Origin of the sequence: Bacillus cereus group sp. MYBK108-1, from assembly GCF_051917185.1 — a bacterium.
Classification (GTDB): domain Bacteria; phylum Bacillota; class Bacilli; order Bacillales; family Bacillaceae_G; genus Bacillus_A; species Bacillus_A cereus.
In genome coordinates this window covers 1-23,632 of record NZ_JBQAHZ010000018.1, presented here as the reverse complement: position 1 = coordinate 23,632, position 23,632 = coordinate 1, and the positions used below count along the sequence as shown (strand labels likewise).

Below are 23,632 nucleotides of genomic sequence, written 5' to 3'. Positions count from 1 at the left end.
GGGGATGAAATTGAAGCTTAAAGCCATTCTTATTGTTGCACTTAGTGTTGTTTTATTTTTGGTTGGATATAGAGAGATGAAACCGATAAGCGATGAACAGAAAATGGAGAGCATGATCAAGGCTTTAGAGAAAAATGATGCTAAAGTAGAAAAATGGTCATGGTTAGCGAGAGAAACAAAAACAATTTCTAACATACATACGTTTCAAAAGTTGTTAAACGATGTGAAGGAAAAGGCAAATATTCAAAAGTGGGAAGTAGAGCAATCTCCAGATGGATATAAAGCTACATCCTATAAAAAGCTTTCTTCTTATGAAGAACGAGTAGTAGTAACTTGGAGTAAAGAAAATACTAAAGAAAACACTTTCATTATCTTTGAAGTAAGTGGGGCGAAATGGGACCCGAAGTATGTTCAAAACATGAATAAAATTTTTAGTGAAAAACCTATAATTTACACTTGTGTTCAAGGTGTACTGAATGATAAGATTGAAGGTGTTTTGCAAAATAAAACCAATCAGGTTTTGAAAGATCTTTCAGCAAGAGCGATCGAACAAGTAGAAGAAAGAGCATTTGTGTCAGTCTCCGCATACAATAAAAAGTGGGATGACGCTCTTTCAACAAATAGAGAGAAAATAAATGTGCAAATAGCAATACGTTCTACAGACAACAAAGATACAATTGTGGTTGGCACACCGATCATAACTTCTGAGTATTGAGTGAATAGATACTGAAAAAAGGACACGGAGGGGAATAATTTGGAAAAGATCATCGTCCGTGGCGGAAAGCGGTTAAACGGCACAGTGCGTGTTGAGGGCGCAAAAAATGCTGTATTACCTATAATCGCTGCAGCCCTATTAGCGAGTGATGGAAAGAATGTACTATCTGAAGTACCAGTTTTGTCTGATGTATACACAATTAATGAGGTATTACGTCATTTAAATGCTGAAGTCGTATTTGAAAATAATCAAGTAACAATCGATTCTTCTAAAGAACTAAACATTGAAGCACCATTTGAATATGTACGTAAAATGCGTGCATCTGTTCAAGTAATGGGACCATTATTAGCACGTAACGGTCGTGCTCGTATTGCACTTCCTGGTGGATGTGCAATTGGTTCACGTCCAATTGACCAACATTTAAAAGGCTTCGAAGCAATGGGAGCAAAAGTACAGGTTGGTAACGGTTTTGTTGAGGCATATGTTGAGGGAGAACTAAAAGGAGCTAAAATCTACTTAGACTTCCCAAGCGTAGGCGCGACAGAAAACATTATGTCTGCAGCTACATTAGCAAAAGGGACAACAATTCTTGAAAACGCAGCGAAAGAACCAGAAATCGTTGACTTAGCTAACTTCTTAAATGCGATGGGAGCGAAAGTACGCGGAGCTGGAACTGGAACGATTCGTATCGAAGGCGTTGATAAATTATATGGTGCAAACCACTCTATTATTCCTGACCGTATTGAAGCGGGAACATTCATGGTTGCAGCAGCAATTACTGGTGGAGACATCTTAATTGAAAATGCTGTACCTGAACATTTACGCTCAATTACAGCGAAAATGGAAGAAATGGGTGTTAAAATTATTGAGGAAAACGAAGGTGTACGTGTTATCGGCCCAGATAAGTTAAAAGCGGTTGATATTAAAACTATGCCTCACCCAGGTTTCCCAACAGACATGCAATCACAAATGATGGCATTATTACTACAAGCTGATGGAACAAGCATGATTACAGAAACGGTATTCGAAAACCGCTTTATGCACGTTGAAGAATTCCGTCGTATGAATGCTGATATTAAAATTGAAGGTCGTTCTGTTATTATGAACGGTCCAAACAGCTTACAAGGTGCTGAAGTAGCAGCAACTGACTTACGTGCTGCAGCTGCATTAATCTTAGCTGGTTTAGTATCAGAAGGTTATACTCGTGTAACTGAGTTAAAACATCTTGACCGTGGCTATGTAAACTTCCATAAGAAATTAGCTGCATTAGGTGCAACTATTGAACGTGTAAACGAAAAAGTAGAAGAAGTGAAAGAACAAGAAGTTTCTGATCTTCACGCTTAATTAAAATAGTCTCTATGTCTTTTGACATAGGGGCTATTTTTTTTGGTTATTACTGTTATAGTCAATAAATTCTATACTTATGCACGTACCAGTAAAAATATTTAGAAAATTTCTGTTTTATACTCTTCCCCTTAAGTATGTTCTAAAAGAAAGAGTTGTTCCATAAGAATGAATGGAGTAAAGCTTTTATATTGGGGGAAAATAGGATGAAATTTTCAAAGCCACTTTTTATTACAGTAGCGCTCTTAATAGCGCTCGTTATCATTGTACCTGCAGCCCTTGTTATTCCATTTGCGAAAGCAAAAGTAGGGGAAGAAACGGCCTCTAACACTCCTCCAGCGATAGACAGCATACCAGCTCCAGGAAAAGTAGATACAGCTGTTCAAGTTGCTGTATATCGCGAAAAACAGAAGAAGGTAGAAACATTACCAGTGGAGGAGTATGTGACAGGTGTAGTAGCTTCTGAGATGAATGCCAGTTTTGAAATAGAGGCACTAAAGGCGCAGGCATTAGCAGCGAGAACATTTGTAGTACAACGTATGCTAAGCGGAGGAAAGAAAAATAATGCGGACGTGACAGATACGGTGAAAGATCAAGTGTACAAAAGCAAAGATGAATTGAAGAAGCAATGGGGTAATAACTACGAAAATAATTTGAAGAAAATCGAAGAAGCCGTTTCGAAAACAGCAGGACAAGTTTTAACGTATGATGGAAAACCAATTTCAGCATCCTTCTTTTCAACGAGTAATGGCCGAACAGAAAATGCAGCTGACTATTGGGGAAATGATTATCCGTACTTGAAAAGTGTAGATAGTCCGTGGGATCAAGCCTCTCCAAAGTTTACGAGCGAGCAAACATTTACAGTAGCTGATTTTCAAAAACGTCTCGGTGTGAAAGTGCTAGCAGACGGGAAGGTTGGAAATATTAAAGACCTTACGGAAGGAAAGCGCGTAAAGGATGTAGCTTTTCAAGGAAAAACATTAACAGGAAAAGAAGTTCGTGAAAAGTTAGATTTACGTTCTTCTGATTTTACGTGGAAACAACAAGGAGATAAAATCATCGTTACGACGAAAGGCTTCGGTCACGGCGTTGGTATGAGTCAATATGGGGCGAACGGCATGGCAGCGGAAGGAAGGAAATATACAGATATCGTCGCTCATTACTATAAAGGCGTTGAAATAAAGACGATGAATGATTATGAAGGAAAATTGATGGTGAAGAAATAGGTGTCAGAACTCTGGCATCTATTTTTTTGTTTAAAATATCATAATTTTCCATTAACTGTTTGATATAATAGGATAAAAAGGCATTTGGGGGAAATGAAATGGCGTTACTAGAGTTGAAACAATTAGGGAAGGCGAACCAGTTACCGGCAATTGAGCTAAAGGTTGAGAAAGGACAATGTATTGTTTTGCAATGCAATAATCATACAGCTAAAGTGTTACACCGCATTATTATTGGTGAAGAAGAAGCTTCGACTGGCAATGTACTGTTTGAAGGAGAAGCAATTGGAAAGAAAAATTATTCCCGCATCGGTTTTTGTTTTTTGAAAGATGAGGCATATGATCGTTTGAAGGTGAAAGAATACTTTAAGTTTTTAATAGGGCTTTATGAATCAAAGATAAGTATAGAAGAAGTTGTGCAGTCTGTTGGTCTCCTAGATAAACTAAACGTTAAAATAGAAAAATTGTCATTTTCAGAGAAACGCCGTCTTCATATTGGACGAATGATGATTCATAATCCGGATTTAGTCATTTTGGAAGAGCCAGAGCAAAATGTAGATATAGAGAGTACGATTATTATTCGAAAAGCAATTATGAAAATGAAAGAGCAAGGAAAGGCGATTTTTATTACGTCATCTTTTCTATCGGATGCCCTTTCGTTAACGGAAGATGTATACATATTAAACAACGATGGTGTGAAAAAGATAGAAATTGAGCAAGAGGAAGTGGAAGAAGTCGGTGAAGAAAAAGTCATTCAAATGATTCCGCAAATGAAGTTAGAAAGAATACCTGCGAAAGTGAACGATAAAATCATTTTACTTGATCCGATGGAAATCCATTTCATTGAAACGCAAAACGGAGTAACGCATATTCACGTTCGTGAAGGCGATTTCGTATGTGCATTAACATTAAGTGAACTAGAAGCAAGGTTAACAGGTTTTGGTTTCTTTAGATGTCATCGCTCGTACCTTGTAAATTTACAAAGAGTACGAGAAGTGATTACATGGACTCGTAACAGTTTCAGTTTAATTTTGGATGACGAAAGAAAAAGTTCAATTCCGCTTTCAAAAGGACGCATGGATGAATTAAAAGGTGTGATTGGGCTATAAAAAGTGTTCCAATAAGCTCAACATGCGATTCATTCACCGGTAAAAATACTCCTTTTACCGGTATTTTAATGCGCCTACCCTTTGTTTTTCATATGATTGAGTCAAGAAAAGCGAAACAAACGAACGAAAAGCGCTAAAGCGACTTTCATCTATAAAGAAGAAAAACAAAGGGGATGAAGAAATGACATTGGCAATTGAAATGAAAGATGTAATGAAAAGTTTCAGTGGAAAAACGGCACTTCGAAATGTAAATATTGAGGTGAAGCAAGGAGAGATATTCGGATTCCTCGGACCGAGTGGATCTGGTAAGACGACAACAGTAAAAATTTTAACTTCTCAATTGCTTCATAGTGTTGGAACGGTAAGAGTATTAGGGAAAGATATTACAGGACCAAGTAGCATCGATTACAAACGAATTGGTATTTTAACAGATAACAGCGGCTTATATGAAAGACTTAGCATTTATGATAACTTACTATTATTTTGTGACTTATACGATTGCAAAAAAGAACGAATCGATGAAGTACTAACACAAGTAAATTTATTAGATGATAAAAAAACACCAGTAAAGAAACTATCAAAGGGAATGAAGCAACGCGTCACACTAGCGAGAGCAATCCTTCATAAACCAGATATCCTCTTCTTAGATGAACCAACATCTGCACTTGATCCAGTAAACGTACAAAACATTCATAAAATCTTAAAAGACTTAAATGAAGAAGGAACGACGATTTTCTTAACGACTCACAACATGGATGAAGCAGAAACGCTTTGTAACCGTATTGCCTTCCTTTGTGGCGGAGAAATTGTAGCACTCGATACGCCAGAGAACCTGCGCTTACAATACGCTAAGGATCAAATAGAGGTCGTATTAAAAGGTAAACGAAAAGAAGTAGTGCAAAAAGATGAATTAGGCGCAAATCGTATTTCAGAATGGATGAAAAAGGGCGAACTGTTATCTATTCATTCACACGAACCAACGCTAGGCGATATCTTTATTGAAGTTACTGGGAGGGGATTATAATGACATTTTCAATGAAACGGTTTTCGGCTATTGTAAGAAAAGAAATAAATGATGCAGGTAAAAACTCACAAGTTATATTAATGGCGCTATTACCTATTCTACTTGCTGTATTTTATAGTAATATGGATTCTATAAAAGAGTTCTTTGCAGGTTTTATTATTGTAATGACGATTACCATGGTGGGAAGTTATGTGCAAGCAATTATTATTGCAGAGGAGAAGGAAAAACACACGTTACGAGTATTGATGTTGTCTCCAGCAAGTCCAATAGAAGTTATTTTAGGTAAAAGTGTATTAACTGTATTTTTTGTACTAGCATCTAGTTTTATTAGTTTAGTGATTTTAGATACTTTTAAAGGAAATATTAGTATGCTAGTTATTATTATTTTAATAGGAACATTGTTATGTGTCGTTTTAGGTACTATAGTTGGCTTACTATCCCAAAATATAGCACAAACATCTATATTGGGGCTTCCGATTTTTATAATATTCATAATGGGGCCGATGCTACAAGAAATGGTTAAGAATGAGTTTATTATAAAAGTAGTTAAGCTTCTTCCGACAAATCATGTTATGGAAGCATTGCAAAAAGTTATAAAGGGAGAAGGATTTATTGCAATTCAAGAACATATTTTAAACAATACAATTTGGACTATATGCCTTATCATTCTTTGTATTATTGTGTACAAAAAGAAACAATTAGACTAAAAACTGAGCTAAAAGTGCTCAGTTTTTTCTTTTTTCTATCATTTCCTCGGAAATTTTACAGTTCTTATACATATTTTTACAGATTTTGTCGAAAAGTAATTAGTTATACGTTGTATAGGATACGTGAATATTGTTCAAAATGATTGCTGAGGTGATGATGGAATGCGAGGAAGAAATAATAAAAAGTCGCAAAAGGTAGTACATTTATTTCAAAAAAGATGGGTGTTTCCGGCACTATACATTGCTTGTGCAGCGGTAATCTTAATGGTTGCGCTATGGTTCCAAGGAGCTAATCCGAAGAAGACTCCAAACCACGATCAAGCAACACCGTATACACAATCGGAAGATCCAGCAGTACCAGTAACGAAATCTTCAGAAGTAGTGAAAATGCCAGCTGCCGCGAATGCGGAAGTAGTCGTACAGAAGAAATTCTATGAAGATGCAGCAACTGAGGCGGAACAAGAAAAAGCACTTGTCTTTTATAACAACACATATTCCCCGAACAAAGGAATTGACATTGCTGCGAAGAATGGAAAAGAATTCAATGTTGCTGCTGCTTTAAGTGGTACAGTAACGAAAGCTGAAAAAGATTCACTTCTTGGTTATGTTGTAACAGTTGATAGTGGAAATGGTGTAGCGGTATCTTATCAAAGCTTAGGCAGTGTGAAAGTAGAAAAAGGTGCAAGAGTTGCACAAGGTGAAGTATTAGGAACATCCGGTCTAAGTGCAATGAATAAAGAGGCAGGCTCTCACGTTCACTTTGAAGTACGTAAAGACAATGTGGCTGTGAACCCTGAACGTTACTTAAATAAATCAGTAACAGAAATTAAAGCTGATGCAGGTGCTGCAAAGGCTACGAATGCTTCTGGTAAAAAAGCTGATGACAAATCTCAAAAAGAAGAGAAGTCAACGAGCACGAAACCTGAAAGTAAAACAGAAGACAAGTCTCAAAAAGAAGAGAAATCAACAAGCGGTTCAACTAGTGACAAAAAAGAAGAACCGAAGAAAGAAGAAAAATCAACAAATGGTTCTACAGAATCATCTAACGATTCTTCTTCACAAGAATAAGAAAGTGAAAAAATCAGTTCCCACTAGGAGAGCTGATTTTTTTATTTCTATATAAAAATACTCAATTTCGAGAAAAAAGTTGCAAAAACAAGGAAAAATGACGAGATTCTCGAATATATATTACAAAAGGGAGGGGATACTGTGTCATTTTTATTTGTTCTGTCGACTGCTATTATTTTATTGTTTGTTTTATTCACTTTATATTATTATATTGCCGGTAAGAAAGAGGTTCCCCACCATCAATTATTAGAAGAAGAGTTTGAAAGAGAAGAATGACGCCTTATATATAAGGTGTCATTTTTTTTCGCCAAAATAGTTACTGTTAACGTATTTCTCACAAAAAAACGTAATTTTTCTTAACTTAGTCCGCAAAAATAGTGAACATGTAGCATATATCAGTAGTGCGGGCAATACAATGGTATAAACCAAAGCAAAGAGAGTGTTTGAGGTGAGAAATCGTGAATCATTTCATTATAAATCCAAGAATGTTTAACGCTTACAAACAGCACTCACACTTACTTCTTAGTCGTATGCAGCGAGGCTCATTTCACCCTTCTCACATCCAAATTAGGGAGGCGAGTGGTGTGCACGATTACATCAAAGAGAGAACTATCAAGATTGGTAAGTATATCGTGGAGACAAGAAAGACAGTGCGTGTCATTGCAAAGGAATTTGGGGTATCAAAGAGTACAGTCCATAAAGATTTAACAGAACGTCTACCAGAAATTAATCCAGAGCTCGCAAATGAAGTGAAAGAAATTCTTGATTATCATAAGTCTATTCGTCATTTAAGAGGTGGAGAAGCAACAAAGCAAAAGTATAGAAAAGAAGATGTAGAGAAGCCTGTACGTCAATAATGTTACAGTAGCAAACATTCCGTTCACATTCGGTAATATTTTTCAGAAGAATTCTTTTTGCGAATATTACGTTTCTGTTAAATTTATGATAAAATCAGAAATTAGGTGAAAAGAATTCGGGTGTAACCTGATTTTGAATATCGAGGAGGAAAAAACGGGAATGTTTGCGCGAGATATCGGAATTGACCTAGGTACGGCTAACGTATTAATTCATGTTAAAGGTAAGGGTATTGTATTAAATGAGCCATCTGTTGTGGCAATTGATCGTAATAGTGGTAAAGTATTAGCAGTAGGTGAAGAAGCGAGAAGTATGGTGGGACGTACACCGGGTAATATTGTAGCAATTCGTCCACTTAAAGATGGTGTAATCGCAGACTTCGAAATTACAGAAGCAATGTTAAAGTATTTCATTAACAAATTGGACGTAAAGAGCTTCTTTTCAAAACCTCGTATTTTAATTTGTTGTCCAACAAATATTACATCAGTAGAACAAAAAGCAATTCGTGAAGCTGCTGAACGTTCAGGTGGTAAAACAGTATTTTTAGAAGAAGAACCAAAAGTAGCCGCAGTTGGTGCTGGTATGGAAATCTTCCAACCAAGCGGTAACATGGTTGTTGATATTGGTGGAGGTACAACAGATATCGCTGTACTATCTATGGGTGATATTGTTACCTCTTCCTCTATCAAAATGGCTGGCGATAAGTTTGATATGGAGATCTTAAACTATATTAAACGTAAGTATAAGCTATTAATCGGAGAACGTACTTCAGAAGATATTAAAATTAAAGTTGGTACAGTATTCCCAGGTGCACGTAGCGAAGAGCTTGAAATTCGCGGACGTGACATGGTAACAGGCTTACCACGTACAATTACAGTATGCTCTGAAGAAATTACAGAAGCATTAAAAGAAAATGCAGCTGTTATTGTACAAGCTGCAAAAGGCGTATTAGAGCGCACACCACCAGAACTATCTGCAGATATCATCGACCGCGGTGTTATTCTAACAGGCGGTGGAGCTTTACTACACGGTATCGACATGCTTCTAGCAGAAGAACTAAAAGTACCAGTATTAATTGCTGAAAACCCAATGCACTGCGTTGCGGTTGGTACAGGTATTATGTTAGAGAATATCGACAGATTACCAAAGCGTGCTTTGAGATAATTTGAAAGAACTAAGGCTAATGCCTTAGTTCTTTTTTTCGTTTTTATATTTTTTTATTTTGTTTTTTTGCGAAAATGGAAGGAAAATAGAGAAATATGAAGGAAACAGGTAAAATATTCATATATATGGTTAAATTTAATATTTCCTTAATTGAAAACGTTTATAATATAATGAGTCGAATACGACATTAAGGCAAATAATGTTTCAATACATATTGCCTTTCCCTAATTTGGGCATACACTCTTTTCCACCTCCGTGTCAGTTGCAAAAATGTGCAACTATTTTAATGGAATAGAGTGTGTGCATTTTTTTTAGGAAGTTGTGCTAAATATAAAATGTTACTTTGTAATGACAAACAATAAACAAAATGGGATAATAGCAATATGTCCAAGTGGTAAGACCAATATTACAAAAGGGGCGATTGTTACATGCTAAATATAGAACAAATTAAAGAAATCATTCCTCACCGCTATCCATTTTTACTTGTTGATAAAATATTAGAAGTAGATGAAGGCAAAAGAGCGGTTGGGATTAAAAATGTATCCGCAAATGAAGAATTCTTTAACGGACACTTCCCTGACTATGCAGTTATGCCTGGTGTACTTATTGTAGAAGCATTAGCACAAGTTGGAGCAGTTGCAGTATTAAAGAAAGAAGAAAACCGCGGAAGACTTGCTTTCTTTGCAGGTATCGACAATTGCCGTTTCAAAAAACAAGTACGCCCAGGTGATCAGCTTCGTCTAGAAGTAGAAATGACACGCGTACGCGGCCCAATTGGAAAAGGAAAAGCAATCGCCACAGTAGATGGTGAAGTTGCATGTGAGGCAGAAATTACATTTGCAATTGGTGATAAAAAAGAATAGATAGTACTAAAAAATCTCCTTGTGAAAAAGACAAGGGGATTTTTTGTTTACTGCTATATAACGATGAAAAGATAATATACAAACTAATCAGAAAATATCTTGTAAATAGATGGTAATTACCATATACTTACTTTATTATTTATTTAGAAAACAGGATAAGTGATAAAGGTAATAAAGAAATAAAGGCATTGTCATATTGTTAAGGTACTTAAGTAAGACAAAGTAGAATGTTATTGATTATGATGAGATATGGGGAAATCAGCAAAAATATTAATTAGACGTATGAAATCGAGCATAAAAGAGAGAAAAGGGAAATGTCGCATTTCACAAAAGGAGATTATGAATATGTTCGGGAGAAAGAAAAGAAAACCATTACGACAATTAATTACACATAAAGAGCCTAAATCGCGTATTACAGAACAATACCGTAACATTCGTACAAACATTGAATTTACATCTGTAGATAATCATGTTCGTTCTATTATTGTTACTTCAGCCGATCCAGGTGATGGAAAGACAACGACAATCGCAAACTTAGCAGTTGTTTTCGGACAACAAGGAAAGAAAGTTTTATTAATTGGAGCTGACTTGCGTAAGCCGACGATACAAAACTTATTTGCTGTTCATAGTTCAAATGGATTAACGAACTTATTATCAGGACAAGCAAAACTTATGCAATGCATTCAAAAAACAGATATAGAGAACGTATACTTAATGGCAGCAGGTCCAATCCCACCAAATCCAGCAGAACTATTAGGGAGCCGGGCAATGGACGAGGCATTGCTAGAAGCATATAACATGTTTGATATTATATTAATCGACACACCACCTGTCCTTGCGGTTACAGATGCACAAATACTTGCGAATAAATGCGATGGAATCGTACTCGTTGTACGAAGTGAAAAGACGGAAAAAGATAAAATCGTAAAAGCGAAACAAATATTAGATAAAGCATCAGGAAAACTACTAGGTGTTGTTTTGAACGATAAAAAGGAAGAAAAAGAACAATATGGTTATTACTAAAATATGAAAAAGCCAACAAAATTTTTGTTGGCTTTTTTGTTTTCTGAAAATTATTTATCAAGTTATACAGTGTAAAAAGCATGATATGATAAAATTTTTGGGAAATCATTGGAATGTGTTGTCATATTTAATATTATTTTGTAAGATTAAACTTGTTTCTTGTGAACAAATATAGAACTGAATTATTAAAAATAAAAAATGTAAGATTTATATGTTATAATTTTTCCTATGTGTAAATTTTAGAAAGTTGGAGGAACCTATGGAAGAAACAATTAGTTTAAAAGAGTTATTTCATATCTTAAAAAAACGTTTAGCAATGATCCTCGTAATCGCCTTTGGTGCAGCTATTGTAAGTGCTATCATTAGCTTTTTCTTTATGACACCAATCTATCAATCTTCGACGCAAATTCTTGTTAACCAGAAGAAACAAGAGGGTGCAATGTTCCAAGCTGGTGAAATTCAAACGAATATTCAATTAACGAATACATATAAGGTTATTATTAAAAGTCCAGTAATCTTAGAACAAGTGAATGAAAAATTAAATTTAAATATGACATCTCAAGCGCTAACAGGAAAGATTAATGTTGCGAATGAAAAGGATTCACAAGTAATCTCTGTAACAGCTGAGGATAAAGATCCAAAACTAGCTCGCGATATTGCGAATGCAACTGCAGATGTATTTAAAGGTGAAGTTGCAAAAATTATGAACGTTGATAACGTAACAGTATTATCTAAAGCAGAAGTTGCAGAAAATCAATCTCCAATTAAACCACGTCCAATGTTAAATGTGGCAATTGCTTTCGTTGTTGGTTTAATGGCTTCAGTTGGTCTTGCGTTCTTATTAGAATACTTAGATAACACAGTGAAAAAAGAAGAAGATGTAGAGAGCTTACTTGGATTACCAGTGTTAGGAATTGTAGCTCGTATGGATGAAGAAACAATGAACGTGAAATCACACGCTCCATCATCAAGAAAAGTGAGGGGACAAACAATTGGCTCTTAATTTATTTAAAAAGAAAAAGAATCATCGTCAACGCCGTCAATTAATTGCTCATCAACAACCGAAATCACCAATTTCAGAACAATATCGTAATATTCGAACGAATATTGAATTTGCAGCTATTGATACGAATTTACATTCATTAATGGTCACGTCTGCAAACCCAAGTGAAGGGAAAACGACAACGACAGCCAATATGGCAGTTGTGTTTGCTCAACAAGGAAAAAAAGTATTATTAATTGATGCAGATATGCGTAAACCAGCAATGCATCAAATGTTCCAAGTAGACAATATTTTTGGACTAACGAATGTATTAACAAATAGTGAACGTTTAGAGAAATGTGTGCAAACAACACTAGTTGATAATCTACACTTTTTAGCTTGTGGTCCAATCCCACCAAACCCGGCCGAATTGTTAGGCTCAAAATCAATGAAAGAACTTCTTGGACAAGCATACAGCATGTACGATCTAGTTATTTTTGATATGCCACCAATTTTAGCTGTAACCGATGCTCAAATTATGGCAAATGTATGTGATGCTTCTATTCTTGTTGTTCGTAGTGAATCGACAGAGAAAGAAACAGCGGTAAAAGCAAAAGGATTGTTAGAATCGGCTAAAGGTAAATTGTTGGGCGTTGTTCTAAACGACCGTGAACGTGAACAAGGCCTATACTACTACTACGGTGCAAACTAATTTTAAAGTGAGATATGGTAAAAACATATCTCCTTTTTTCCCTTGAATATGAGCGATATCTCATATTCAAGGGAAAAAAGATCTTTATAGGAGAGAGGGAGGATGAAACAAATGATAGATTTACATTGTCACATTTTACCTGGTATCGATGACGGTGCACAAACAGTAACAGATAGTTTAGCGATGGCACAACAAGCCGTTTCAGAAGGAATACATACGATTGTCGCAACGCCGCATCATCAAAATGGAAAATATGTAAATGAACGTATCTCAATTATTCATCATGTAAAACAACTAAATGATGAACTACAACAACATAATATTCCACTTACCATTTTACCGGGGCAAGAGGTCAGATTATATGGCGATTTATTAGAAGACTATGAAGCTGGTAAAATCGTTACTTTAAATGAAACAAATAAATATATATTCATTGAATTCCCATCAAATCACGTACCTCGTTATGCAGAACAACTACTATATGAATTGCGCGTAAAAGGAATGATTCCAATTATCGTTCATCCGGAACGTAATGCCGAGTTAATCGAGCGGCCAGATAAGTTATATAATCTTGTAAATAAAGGTGCATTAACACAAGCGACAGCAGGTAGTTTACTTGGGAAATTTGGAAAAAAAATTAAAAAATTCTCACTACAGCTTGTAGAACATAATTTAACACATATGATCGCATCAGATGCACATAACACGACATCAAGAGGATTTCATTTAGCGGAAAGCTATGAACTAATTGAGAAAGAATTTGGAATGAGTGTTATGAGTGATTTGAAAGAAAATCCGTACTTATTAATTAGCGGGAAGGCAATTTATAAAGAAGATCCAGAACAAATTCGTCGTAAAAAATTGTTCGGTATTTTTTAAATAAAGAATTGGTGATGTCTCCTAACCGTTATCAACGGAGGCACTCGGTCGTGCTGTGGGTAGAAATTTTTATTTCGAACCTACCTTAGACGCTTGTCGTCGGGAGTATGACGTGAGGATGGGTTAGATGCCCATAATTTATTTATGTTAGAAACTCTACTTATGGAGTTGTAAAGACGACCCTATAAGTAGGGTTTTTGTTATTGTTACATATGGATATAATAATATGTCTGGGGGTACTAGATTTGAAAAAAGTAAGAAAAGCAATTATTCCAGCTGCGGGACTGGGGACAAGGTTTTTACCGGTAACAAAGGCAATGCCGAAAGAAATGTTACCAATTGTTGATAAACCAACAATTCAATACATAGTAGAAGAAGCGATAGAATCAGGAATTGAAGATATTATTATTGTTACTGGAAAAGGAAAGCGTGCCATTGAGGACCACTTTGATCATTCTTTCGAGCTTGAACAAAGCCTTTTAGAAAAGGGAAAGTATGAAATGCTTGAAAAAGTACAAGCTTCCTCAAAAATTAACATTCATTACATAAGACAAAAAGAACCAAAAGGGCTGGGACACGCAGTATGGTGCGCCCGTAAATTTATTGGAAATGAGCCATTTGCGGTATTACTTGGTGATGATATTGTACAAGCAGAAACGCCATGTTTACGTCAATTAATGGATCAATATGAAGGTACACAATCATCCGTTATCGGTGTACAAACAGTACCAGAAAATGAAACACATCGTTACGGTATTATTGATCCAGTTGAACGGAATGATCGCCGTTATCAAGTACGCCAATTTGTTGAAAAGCCAGCTCAAGGAACTGCGCCATCAAATTTAGCAATTATGGGACGTTACGTATTAACACCAGAAATCTTTATGCTCCTTGAAGATCAACAAACAGGTGCTGGTGGGGAAATTCAGTTGACAGATGCAATTCAACGATTAAATGAAATTCAACGGGTATTTGCATATGATTTTGAAGGAAGGCGTTATGATGTTGGTGAGAAATTGGGGTTTATTAAGACGACAATTGAGGTGGCGTTACAGCATAAGGAATTAAAAAAGCAATTAATAAAATATATGAATGATTTAGTACATAAAGAAATCAATGAATAAGATTATAAGGGAGAGGGAATATGAAGACTGGTGAAAATATAGCGAGAGAATATCAAGTTACATCAGATGATCAAATCGTTCAAGTTGAAAATAGACAATCCAAGTTATATTTAGGGAGTAAGTATATATTAGATGTTATATTCGCTTTACTAGGCTTGATTATATTGGCACCTGTTATATTGATATTTAGTTTACTAATTATTTTAGAATCCCCAGGATCACCTTTCTATTTACAGGAAAGATTGGGCATAAACGGAAGGAAGTTTAATGTTATTAAATTACGTTCTATGAGAAATGATGCAGAAAAAAATGGTGCAAAATGGGCAGAGAAGAATGACCCACGTATTACAAAGATAGGATTATTTATTCGTAAGACGAGGATTGATGAGCTACCGCAATTATTTAATATTTTAAAAGGTGAAATGTCTCTTGTAGGACCAAGGCCGGAAAGACCTATGTTTACTGAGAAATTTGAGCGTGAAATTCCAGGTTTTAAAAAGAGACTAGAGGTAAAACCAGGACTGACAGGATGGGCGCAAGTAAATGGTGGTTATGAAATTACACCGAGAGAAAAGTTGAGGCTAGATATATATTACATTAACAACTCCAGTTTATTGTTGGATTTTAAAATTATATTAAAGACTATTAAGGTAGTATGCACAGGTGACGGAGCTAGATAATGTATCTTATAAATACAGGATGGTATTAGTATGAACTTACAATTAATTCTTAAAAATGCTTCATTTTTATTTGTAGGAAATGTGATGGTACGAATGTTAACCGCCATTTCAGCAATTGTTATAGCTAGGTATCTTGGGGCAGAACAATATGGTATTTTAAGTATTGCATTAGTATTTTCCACTTTTGCAAGTTCAATGACAGATCTAGGATTAACTCATACATTTATTAGGGAGGGTACCAAAGCTGATAAAGATATATCTAAACTTTTAAATAGCTATTTGGTAACAAGATTATTCATTTGTATATTCTCCTCTGTAATTGTATTTATTCTGGTGAATTTTATGTATAGTCAGAAAGAAATGAAACAAGTAATTTTCTTGATGGTAATCCCTACAATATTTGGTGCAGCACTACAAAATGTAGGAGCGGTATATTATCAAATTATCGAAAAAATGAAATATACTGCAATTATTCGAATCATGGCAGGCTTAATTTCTGTCATAGGTCTTCTTATTGGAGTTTATTTTGGATATAGTCTTTTAATGGTAGCCTTAACTTATGGGCTATGTAGTATTTTAGGGGGTATTATAAGTATCTCTTTTGTCATTAATAAAATTAAATTGCATAAAGGGTTAGATAATTCTATTTTAAATGGGTTAAGTGCTTTTACGTTAACTGCTTTTTTAACAATACTTATGCCTTTAATGGGACCTATTGCTTTAGAAAAGGTATCTAGTTTAGAACAGGTTGGCTATTTTAACGCTGCATTACGTATCCCCTCTGTTCTATATCAAATTCCAGGTATTGTAGCAGCAGCTTTTTACCCAGTTTTGTTTAAGCTTATTGATAGAAGTGAGCTAAAAAAACATGGAGAGGTAATAGTTATCGAAATCAAGTTAATGACTTTATTGTCTTTAATTATGGTTCTACCCATAATACTATTTCCAGAAGAAATTTCAGTTTTCCTGTTAGGGGAAAACTGGATAGGAATTGCTAAAACTCTTTCTATTTTATCTATTATTGTTTTTATTCAATCAATTAACTTTCCTTTAGCGGATAGTTTAACAACTAAAGGTTTGCAAAAATATAGATCTATTGCATTATTAATTAGTTTTGGGACAGGTATTTTTGCGTACTCGTATTTTGGAAAGTTATACGGTAGTTTAGGAGCAGCAATTGCAGCTGTTTTAATAGAGATTGTACTATTACTGGGTTTAATAATTTTTAATAAGCAGGGAATATTTACCGTGTTTAGGGGTAGTTCTAAAAGTTTATTAAGTTTAATTTTTTTGTATGTCATAAATAAATTATTCCTAGGAAATATTAATATATTTATCTCATTAGTAATAAGTTATCTCATTGTTTTAATTGTTATTCTATCAGAAAAAGATTTAATAAAAAATATGATTCAAAAAAAGAAATCTATTATGTAGAGGAGGCTATAAATGTCTGTTCCTGAGATATCTATAATAATTCCCACTTATAATGTAGAAGAATATATAGAGGAAGCGTTAAATTCAGTACTTAATCAGAGTTTTAAGCAATTAGAGGTTATAGTAATTGATGATGGATCACGGGATAAAACAGTTGAAATCATTCAATCTTTACAAGATGAGCGGATAAAGCTATATGAAAATGGGTCTAACCAAGGTCCTGCTTATTCGAGAAACTTTGGGATTTCTAAAGCAAAAGGTACTTGGATAGCCTTTTTAGATGGAGATGACTGGTGGGATCAAGAAAGAATAAAAGAGTTGCTTAATTTTGCTAGAATTAAAGAAGCTGACATGGTATTTGATGATATTTTCCTAATATATGATGGGCATGTAAGTCCGTATGCAACACAATGTCAAAATTACAAAGAAAAACTTGAATCTAGCCTTAATATTACCCCAGAGTTATTAGTAGAGTTAGATTTAGGAATGCAACCGATAATAAAAAGAAATCTATTGGAGAAAAAAAATATAAGATTTAATGATCAATTGATATTTGGGGAAGATTATGTTTTTTATCTTGAGGTACTATGCGAGTCTAATAAATGTTATTTTTATAATAAACCGTTATATTTTTATAGGCAGAGGGGAGATTCTCTTACAAGACAAAAGACAAAGAGAATCCAACAGTTAATACAAGCAAATAGGGAACTGTTAAAGCATGAAAAATTTCAAGGGAATAAAAAATTAATTAATCAATTGCAATGTAGGATGGTAAGACTCTCAAATCTAAATTTATATTATAGCTTCATTGAAAAAATAAAAGAAAAAGATATTAAGGGTATAGTGAAAAATATATATTTAAATCCTAAGGTGATTTTAATATTAATAAGCCGTTTACCAAAGGTCTTAAAATACAGACTAGGGAAATTTATTAAAAGTAGAGGTTAAAATATGAAAGACAAAAGTTTTGTACTTCAAAAGATGGATAGTAAGAATTCTTATGTTTATAACTCTATTTTCATAATGTTAATTTCACTATTCATTTTATATGTGCCGGTAGTAAATAGCATGCAACCATTAATAAAAGCACCATATAGTTATTATGTTAATTTTTTAATTATTTTTGTGCTGTGGGTATTTAATTTTTTAAATAGTAAAAATGCTAATTTTACTAAAGAATATTTGCAATCAATGGGCTGTTTATATGTCTTAGGTCTTTACTGTGCTATTTCAAGTTTTTGGAGTGAAATACAATTTGAAACTTTATGGAGAACATTTATAATTTTTGGTCCTATTTTCGCAATGGCATACATTGTTAATGTAGATCGAATGATTGAAAAAACATTGATTGCTAGTTATAAAATTCAAATGTTAGTAGGTTTATTTTTAGCTACCCTAATGATATTTATTAAAATTTTTGGATCAATGATGTGGTTTAATGACGAATATTCACTAAATTATATTACCTTAGGTCCTATAAGAATAGAACAGGCAGTTTATTATTCAGGAGCGACACTGAGATTTTCATCTATTACAGGAAATCCTAACATATTATCATACATACTATTAATATCATTAGCGACCACTCTGATTTTGTTTTTAAGACAGTCAATAAAAACTTTCTATTTTATAATATCATTTTTAATTCAATGTTATGCCTTGTTTTTAACATATTCAAGGACAGGGATATTGGCATTTGGAATCTTCTTATTTCTGTTCTTTTGGTTAAATAATAGTAGGGGAATGAACCGTTTAAGAAAAAACATTTGGAAATTCATGAGAATATCTTTGATTCTAAGTGTTTTTGCAGGAGGAATAATAGCCCTTTTATTACAGGGAAGTAACCAGCGATTAAGCTTAGATTTGGCAGGAAGAGGAAAAGCATGGGATTTATTAGCCGATGTTATTTCAAATCATTTCTTTTTGGGGATAGGATTCAATTCTAGTCAAGAGTTTTTAAGAGAAATGAATGTTGGAGTAAATCATGCACATAGTCTATATTTAGGTATTACAGCTGAGATAGGGGTTATCGGTTTAGGATTATTTCTATTTTTTGTCTGTTGTACATTAGGGATTTTAATTCAACAGTTTCAAAAATACAAGAACAACTTAGAGTATAAAAATCAGTGGCTCATGTATTCTGGAAATATTGCAATAATAGTGGCTATTTTATTTCATCAGGGTACAGAATTCTCTTTATTAAGAAATAATTATCTGAACTTTTTATGGTTTTTCTTTATATTTACTACAATAAAGTTAGGTAGTGATTTAATTAAAAGAGAGAACGGAGGAGATCCTGTTGCAAAAAACTTTAGTAATAGGGGTTAAAGTAGAGAACATAGAAAAAGAAATGTCTGGTCCACAAAAGGTGTTCAATAGTATTGTTAATGATATAGATAATGAGGATATAATTGTTTTAGGAAGGGATATAAGAGCATGTATAAAAGGGATATTTTCTAGAGATGTAAGTAATTTGCATATATTTGGTTTTACACGATCAAATGCATTGTTAGTTATAATAGGGAAAATATTACGAAAGAATATTCTTTATACCGCAAATGGCTTAGTATCGCGGGAAAATTTGCACTTCTCTAATCAGAGAATTTCTTGTAAAATGGCGGAATTTATTACTTTGAAGCTTGCAGATGGTATTATATGCGTGTCAGAAGGGTTAAAGGAAATGATTATAAGTGATTATAAAATACCAAAAAAGAAATTGAAAGTTATTCCAAATGGCGTTTCCGAAAAATTTCTGACTATAAAGCCAGACAAAAATATTTTTAACGAACTTATTCCTTTAGAAAAAAGAAAAAAGATTATATTTACTGCTTGTGGAACTTTTAAGTACAAAGGAATTGAACAATTAGTTAAAGTTGTGAATGATATAAAAAGGGATGATTTTATCTTAGTAATTGCTGGGCCAAAGGGAAATGTTCATGACAAGGTAATGAATATGATGGATCCTAAAAAGGTTATATATATAGGTAATTTAAATCAAAGTGAATTGATAAGTGCTTATTATTATTCAAATTTTTATATCCAAAATAGCTTATATGAAACTTTTGGCTTAGCACCATTAGAGGCATTAGCTGTTGGTACACCAGTTATAGTAAGTAAAGATGTTCAGATGAATTATTTGCTTAAAAATACAAGATTAGAACACTTTATTATAAATAATGATGAGGAACTGTCTGAAAGGATTAATTTAATATTAGATAATCCTAATATTAAAGAGGATTTAAGTATCAGTGCTAAGAAAATAGCTCAAAATAATACTTGGCAGGATATACGTCAGCAATATAAAGAATTATGGAGCGTTATTAATTAAGTGATAAAAGTATGGTGAGAAAATTGGGCAATGAATATCTAGTTAATGTTATAGTACCCACATTAGGAAATAGAATTGAGTATATTAAACGCTTATTTAATAGTTTAGAAGAGCAAACTATTAATAATATTAAAGTTATTATTGTGTCTCAAGAAAATCATGATAGAATTAGCAGTTTATTAATGAAATACAAGTTTAATTACCATCATGTTATATTAAGCAAAAAAGGGTTATCTCATGCAAGAAATAAAGGTTTAGAATATGTGGATAATGGTATTGTTACGTTCTCTGATGATGACTGCTGGTATCCTAAAAACGCATTTGAAACGGTTGTTGAAGGATTTAAATATAGGGATATCGACGCGCTAAGTTTTCAGATATTTGACCCCGAAATTCAAAAATATTATAAAGAATATCCACAAGCTCCTGTAGAAAAATTAGGTATTCGCGGGGTTTTAAAAATTTCATCAATAGAGTTCTTTATTAATTTAAATAAAATTGATATTGGAGATTTGAAGTTTGATGAGAGATTTGGTCTTGGGGCAAAATATCCATCTGGGGAAGAAAATATCTTGCTCGCAGATTTATTGAAACAGAAATATAGTATAGCTTATGTTAATCAAATTATTGTTTTTCATAAAAAGAAAACATCAGAAAATAAACTAATTGATTCGAATACTTTTACAGGAAAAGGACCATTATTTAAAAGGATGAGAGGAACTATTCCAGCTATATGTATGCTAATAATTTTCTTTGTAAAAAAATTTCATTTAACTGAAAAACCAATTCGCTCATTCATCAAAAGTTTTAAAGAGCTGTTAAAATTTTGATGAAAATATCAAAGAAGATCTGAAGGAGTAGTATTGAAATGGAAATGAATCTAAGTGAGATTGAAATAGGGAATCAATCACTTGTGTCAATTATTACCCCATCATATAATGCAAGTTCTTTTATTAAAGAAACAATCCAATCTGTCCAATCTCAAACTTATACAAATTGGGAAATGATTATTATAGATGATGTTTCAAAAGATAATACTTGTGAATTAATAAAAGAAGAGATTAAGAAAGATAATCGTATACGATTAATTGAATTGCAGGAAAATTGTGGAGCAGCGATTGCGAGAAACACGGGCATTAATAATGCAAGAGGGAAGTATGTAGCTTTTTTAGATAGCGATGATCTATGGCTACCCGAAAAATTAGAAAAACAATTGACTTTTATGCAGAATAATGATGTAGCTTTTTCGTTTACGGGTTATCAAATTATGAATCAAGATGGTACCCTTACTGATAAAATTGTACATGTGCCAGAAAAAATTAATTATAATGGATTATTAAAAAATACAATAATCGGTTGTTTAACGGTGATGTTGGATATTGAGAAGCTAGGGAAAGTACAAATGCCTAACATTAGGACCCGCCAAGATACTGCAACATGGTTAAAAATATTAAGAAAAGGTCATTATGCCTATGGCTTAGATGAAGTTTTATCTAAGTATAGAAAAGTTGAAAACTCTATTTCTAGTAAAAAGTTCAAAATGGCTAAAATGAATTGGAAATTATATAGGGAAATTGAAGGGTTAAGTATCCTAAAATCTGCATGGTGCTTTATAAATTATGCCCTAAATGGAGTTGTAAAACATTTTGTTAAATAAGTTTTAAAAGCCTTTTTCTTCAAGGGGCTTTTTTTATTGTTAATAAATAAGGAGGATAAAAAATGAATATTGCTATTTTCGGAACAGGTTATGTAGGGCTAGTAACAGGGGTTTGTTTATCGGATATTGGACATCGTGTAACTTGTATTGATATCGATGAGAATAAAGTTGCGAAAATGAAAGAAGGTATTTCACCAATATATGAACCTGGTTTAGATGAGTTGATGAGTAAAAATATTAATGATAATAGATTGTTATTTACAACCAATTGTCGCCAAGGGATTGAAGAAGCAGATGTTATTTATATAGCAGTAGGTACACCGCAGCAAACAGATGGTTCAGCTAATTTACAATATATTGAGCAAGTTGCTTTAGATATTGCTAATAATCTAAAAAAAGATTCGATTGTAGTAATTAAAAGTACGGTCCCAGTTGGTACAAATGATCATGTTAAAAATTTAATTCAGCAAAATTTGAAAGCAGATGTGAAAATTAGCATGGTATCGAATCCGGAATTTTTAAGAGAGGGTTCTGCAATTCACGATAGTTTCTATGGAGATCGTATCGTTATTGGGACTGATGATGCTAAAACTGCCGATGTTATGGAAGAAGTGAATAAACCTTTTAATGTTCCTGTTTTTAAAACAACAATTAGAAGTTCAGAAATGATTAAATATGCAGCAAATGCTTTCTTAGCTACAAAAATTAGCTTTATTAATGAAATTGCTAATATTTGCGAAAAGTTAGGTGCGGATGTAGAGCATGTAGCTAATGGTATGGGATTAGATAAAAGGATTGGTACACAATTTTTAAAAGCAGGTATCGGATATGGGGGCTCTTGTTTCCCAAAAGATACACATGCTTTAATACAAATTGCTGGTAATGTCGAGCATGATTTTGATCTGTTAAAATCAGTTATTACAGTAAATAATAATCAGCAGGCATCGCTCGTTGAAAAAATAAAAAATGTATTAGGTGATATGGAAGGAAAACAAGTGGCTATGCTTGGTTTAGCTTTTAAACCAAATACTGATGATATGAGAGAAGCGGCATCTATTGTTATTGCAAATGATTTAGTAAAAATGGGTGCGAAGGTTGTAGCCTATGATCCAATTGCTACTGAAAATGCAAAGAAAGTATTACCTAATGAGGTTCAATATGTGTCCTCTGTTGCAGGAGCAGTTAAAAATGCCGATGTAACACTTATTGTAACTGAATGGGATGATATAAAAGAATTCCCTATTGAACAGTATATCAAATTAATGAAACAACCTATTATTTTTGATGGTCGTAATTGCCATGGTTTAGAATATGTGAAAAAGTTTAATGTAGACTATTATTCCGTAGGAAGACCAGCTGTAGTTCGTGAAAAAGTTTCTTTATAATTAGTGGGTAATTTATAGGATGAGAATCTGGAAGACTAATTTTTATAAATAAAGAAATTTTTTATTAACCTAGCTATTTTAAATTCTAGCTAGATTAATGTTTACATGCTTATTATAAGGATATGTAGTAATGGGGAGGTTTGTTAATTATGGCAATACTTGTAACAGGTGGAGCAGGATATATTGGTAGTCATACATGTGTAGAATTACTAAATAGCGGTTACGAAATTATAGTAGTGGATAACCTTTCGAATAGCTCGGTAGAATCTATAAATCGAGTGAAAGAAATAACAGGAAAACAATTTAAGTTTTATAAAGAAGATGTTTTAAATCGCGAAGCGATTGACGCAATTTTT

At 33.5% G+C, this 23,632-nt stretch carries 25 protein-coding genes; all 25 read left to right on the top strand.

The features are described 5' to 3' along the window. Window positions 1–10 precede the first annotated feature (10 nt). A complete protein-coding gene (locus ACTFSL_RS21215) occupies window positions 11–715 on the top strand; it encodes a YwmB family TATA-box binding protein (protein WP_000767916.1) in 705 nt (234 codons plus the stop codon). Between the two features lie 39 nt (window positions 716–754). Then, window positions 755–2,059, top strand: a complete 1,305-nt coding sequence (murA, locus tag ACTFSL_RS21210) for a UDP-N-acetylglucosamine 1-carboxyvinyltransferase (RefSeq protein WP_000411274.1) — start codon at window positions 755–757, stop codon at window positions 2,057–2,059. A 206-nt stretch (window positions 2,060–2,265) separates the two neighbouring features. Beyond that, window positions 2,266–3,285, top strand: a complete 1,020-nt coding sequence (gene spoIID / locus ACTFSL_RS21205; protein WP_440042359.1) for a stage II sporulation protein D — start codon at window positions 2,266–2,268, stop codon at window positions 3,283–3,285. A 98-nt stretch (window positions 3,286–3,383) separates the two neighbouring features. Beyond that, complete coding sequence (locus ACTFSL_RS21200) at window positions 3,384–4,391, top strand: LytTR family transcriptional regulator DNA-binding domain-containing protein (RefSeq protein WP_440042358.1); 1,008 nt, start codon at window positions 3,384–3,386, stop codon at window positions 4,389–4,391. A 181-nt stretch (window positions 4,392–4,572) separates the two neighbouring features. Continuing rightward, entirely contained in the window at window positions 4,573–5,415 is an 843-nt protein-coding gene (locus tag ACTFSL_RS21195) for an ABC transporter ATP-binding protein (RefSeq protein WP_000170866.1), read from the top strand. Continuing rightward, on the top strand, window positions 5,415–6,122 hold the full coding sequence (locus tag ACTFSL_RS21190) for an ABC transporter permease (RefSeq protein ID WP_440042356.1): 708 nt from the start codon (window positions 5,415–5,417) through the stop codon (window positions 6,120–6,122). Before ACTFSL_RS21195 ends, ACTFSL_RS21190 begins: the two co-directional genes overlap by 1 nt. A gap of 162 nt (window positions 6,123–6,284) precedes the next feature. Continuing rightward, a complete protein-coding gene (locus ACTFSL_RS21185) occupies window positions 6,285–7,190 on the top strand; it encodes a M23 family metallopeptidase (protein WP_001214926.1) in 906 nt (301 codons plus the stop codon). Between the two features lie 141 nt (window positions 7,191–7,331). Continuing rightward, window positions 7,332–7,466 (top strand): hypothetical protein, encoded by a 135-nt coding sequence (locus tag ACTFSL_RS21180; protein ID WP_000008901.1) that lies wholly within the window; start codon window positions 7,332–7,334, stop codon window positions 7,464–7,466. Between the two features lie 308 nt (window positions 7,467–7,774). After that, complete coding sequence (gene spoIIID, locus ACTFSL_RS21175) at window positions 7,775–8,047, top strand: sporulation transcriptional regulator SpoIIID (protein ID WP_000544012.1); 273 nt, start codon at window positions 7,775–7,777, stop codon at window positions 8,045–8,047. A gap of 160 nt (window positions 8,048–8,207) precedes the next feature. Continuing rightward, window positions 8,208–9,209 (top strand): rod shape-determining protein, encoded by a 1,002-nt coding sequence (locus ACTFSL_RS21170; protein ID WP_000457978.1) that lies wholly within the window; start codon window positions 8,208–8,210, stop codon window positions 9,207–9,209. 428 nt (window positions 9,210–9,637) lie between these two features. Then, window positions 9,638–10,072, top strand: a complete 435-nt coding sequence (gene fabZ, locus ACTFSL_RS21165) for a 3-hydroxyacyl-ACP dehydratase FabZ (RefSeq protein WP_000931959.1) — start codon at window positions 9,638–9,640, stop codon at window positions 10,070–10,072. A gap of 345 nt (window positions 10,073–10,417) precedes the next feature. After that, a complete protein-coding gene (locus tag ACTFSL_RS21160; RefSeq protein WP_434165495.1) occupies window positions 10,418–11,095 on the top strand; it encodes a CpsD/CapB family tyrosine-protein kinase in 678 nt (225 codons plus the stop codon). A gap of 259 nt (window positions 11,096–11,354) precedes the next feature. Further along, the gene (locus ACTFSL_RS21155) at window positions 11,355–12,098 is read left to right on the top strand and encodes a YveK family protein (RefSeq protein WP_000393137.1); all 744 of its coding nucleotides are present in this window, start codon (window positions 11,355–11,357) and stop codon (window positions 12,096–12,098) included. Beyond that, window positions 12,088–12,789, top strand: a complete 702-nt coding sequence (locus ACTFSL_RS21150; protein ID WP_016513260.1) for a CpsD/CapB family tyrosine-protein kinase — start codon at window positions 12,088–12,090, stop codon at window positions 12,787–12,789. Before ACTFSL_RS21155 ends, ACTFSL_RS21150 begins: the two co-directional genes overlap by 11 nt. A gap of 111 nt (window positions 12,790–12,900) precedes the next feature. Further along, window positions 12,901–13,668, top strand: coding sequence for a tyrosine-protein phosphatase (locus ACTFSL_RS21145; protein WP_440042378.1), 768 nt, complete (start codon window positions 12,901–12,903; stop codon window positions 13,666–13,668). A gap of 245 nt (window positions 13,669–13,913) precedes the next feature. Beyond that, window positions 13,914–14,792: a UTP--glucose-1-phosphate uridylyltransferase GalU gene (gene galU / locus ACTFSL_RS21140; protein WP_440042354.1), complete on the top strand. Its 879-nt coding sequence runs from the start codon at window positions 13,914–13,916 to the stop codon at window positions 14,790–14,792. Window positions 14,793–14,812: 20 nt separating this feature from the next. Then, a complete protein-coding gene (locus ACTFSL_RS21135) occupies window positions 14,813–15,472 on the top strand; it encodes a sugar transferase (protein ID WP_088349220.1) in 660 nt (219 codons plus the stop codon). A gap of 30 nt (window positions 15,473–15,502) precedes the next feature. Next, window positions 15,503–16,906 carry an oligosaccharide flippase family protein gene (locus ACTFSL_RS21130; protein ID WP_001053220.1) on the top strand — a complete coding sequence of 468 codons (1,404 nt, stop codon included), beginning with the start codon at window positions 15,503–15,505 and terminating at the stop codon, window positions 16,904–16,906. A 12-nt stretch (window positions 16,907–16,918) separates the two neighbouring features. Beyond that, window positions 16,919–17,854: a glycosyltransferase family 2 protein gene (locus ACTFSL_RS21125; RefSeq protein WP_000115837.1), complete on the top strand. Its 936-nt coding sequence runs from the start codon at window positions 16,919–16,921 to the stop codon at window positions 17,852–17,854. Window positions 17,855–17,857: 3 nt separating this feature from the next. Further along, the gene (locus ACTFSL_RS21120; RefSeq protein WP_440042353.1) at window positions 17,858–19,234 is read left to right on the top strand and encodes an O-antigen ligase family protein; all 1,377 of its coding nucleotides are present in this window, start codon (window positions 17,858–17,860) and stop codon (window positions 19,232–19,234) included. After that, on the top strand, window positions 19,206–20,234 hold the full coding sequence (locus ACTFSL_RS21115; RefSeq protein ID WP_440042351.1) for a glycosyltransferase family 4 protein: 1,029 nt from the start codon (window positions 19,206–19,208) through the stop codon (window positions 20,232–20,234). The genes ACTFSL_RS21120 and ACTFSL_RS21115 overlap by 29 nt, the downstream gene beginning before the upstream one ends. An 11-nt stretch (window positions 20,235–20,245) precedes the next feature. Beyond that, complete coding sequence (locus ACTFSL_RS21110) at window positions 20,246–21,064, top strand: glycosyltransferase family A protein (RefSeq protein ID WP_440042349.1); 819 nt, start codon at window positions 20,246–20,248, stop codon at window positions 21,062–21,064. Window positions 21,065–21,102: 38 nt separating this feature from the next. Then, window positions 21,103–21,891, top strand: coding sequence for a glycosyltransferase family 2 protein (locus tag ACTFSL_RS21105; RefSeq protein ID WP_088349218.1), 789 nt, complete (start codon window positions 21,103–21,105; stop codon window positions 21,889–21,891). Between the two features lie 62 nt (window positions 21,892–21,953). After that, window positions 21,954–23,276, top strand: coding sequence for a UDP-glucose dehydrogenase family protein (locus ACTFSL_RS21100; protein ID WP_088349217.1), 1,323 nt, complete (start codon window positions 21,954–21,956; stop codon window positions 23,274–23,276). 149 nt (window positions 23,277–23,425) lie between these two features. Then, the coding region (locus tag ACTFSL_RS21095) for an SDR family NAD(P)-dependent oxidoreductase (RefSeq protein WP_440042347.1) at window positions 23,426–23,632 on the top strand (207 nt) is incomplete at its 3' end.

Bases quoted from the DNA above. Each gene is read 5' to 3' on its own strand.
- spoIID (WP_440042359.1), top strand. From the start codon at position 2,266: ATGAAATTTTCAAAGCCACTTTTTATTACAGTAGCGCTCTTAATAGCG.
- ACTFSL_RS21200 (WP_440042358.1), top strand. From the start codon at position 3,384: ATGGCGTTACTAGAGTTGAAACAATTAGGGAAGGCGAACCAGTTACCG.
- ACTFSL_RS21195 (WP_000170866.1), top strand. From the start codon at position 4,573: ATGACATTGGCAATTGAAATGAAAGATGTAATGAAAAGTTTCAGTGGA.
- ACTFSL_RS21190 (WP_440042356.1), top strand. From the start codon at position 5,415: ATGACATTTTCAATGAAACGGTTTTCGGCTATTGTAAGAAAAGAAATA.
- ACTFSL_RS21185 (WP_001214926.1), top strand. From the start codon at position 6,285: ATGCGAGGAAGAAATAATAAAAAGTCGCAAAAGGTAGTACATTTATTT.
- ACTFSL_RS21170 (WP_000457978.1), top strand. From the start codon at position 8,208: ATGTTTGCGCGAGATATCGGAATTGACCTAGGTACGGCTAACGTATTA.
- fabZ (WP_000931959.1), top strand. From the start codon at position 9,638: ATGCTAAATATAGAACAAATTAAAGAAATCATTCCTCACCGCTATCCA.
- ACTFSL_RS21160 (WP_434165495.1), top strand. From the start codon at position 10,418: ATGTTCGGGAGAAAGAAAAGAAAACCATTACGACAATTAATTACACAT.
- ACTFSL_RS21155 (WP_000393137.1), top strand. From the start codon at position 11,355: ATGGAAGAAACAATTAGTTTAAAAGAGTTATTTCATATCTTAAAAAAA.
- ACTFSL_RS21145 (WP_440042378.1), top strand. From the start codon at position 12,901: ATGATAGATTTACATTGTCACATTTTACCTGGTATCGATGACGGTGCA.
- ACTFSL_RS21135 (WP_088349220.1), top strand. From the start codon at position 14,813: ATGAAGACTGGTGAAAATATAGCGAGAGAATATCAAGTTACATCAGAT.
- ACTFSL_RS21130 (WP_001053220.1), top strand. From the start codon at position 15,503: ATGAACTTACAATTAATTCTTAAAAATGCTTCATTTTTATTTGTAGGA.
- ACTFSL_RS21125 (WP_000115837.1), top strand. From the start codon at position 16,919: ATGTCTGTTCCTGAGATATCTATAATAATTCCCACTTATAATGTAGAA.
- ACTFSL_RS21120 (WP_440042353.1), top strand. From the start codon at position 17,858: ATGAAAGACAAAAGTTTTGTACTTCAAAAGATGGATAGTAAGAATTCT.
- ACTFSL_RS21110 (WP_440042349.1), top strand. From the start codon at position 20,246: ATGGTGAGAAAATTGGGCAATGAATATCTAGTTAATGTTATAGTACCC.
- ACTFSL_RS21105 (WP_088349218.1), top strand. From the start codon at position 21,103: ATGGAAATGAATCTAAGTGAGATTGAAATAGGGAATCAATCACTTGTG.
- ACTFSL_RS21100 (WP_088349217.1), top strand. From the start codon at position 21,954: ATGAATATTGCTATTTTCGGAACAGGTTATGTAGGGCTAGTAACAGGG.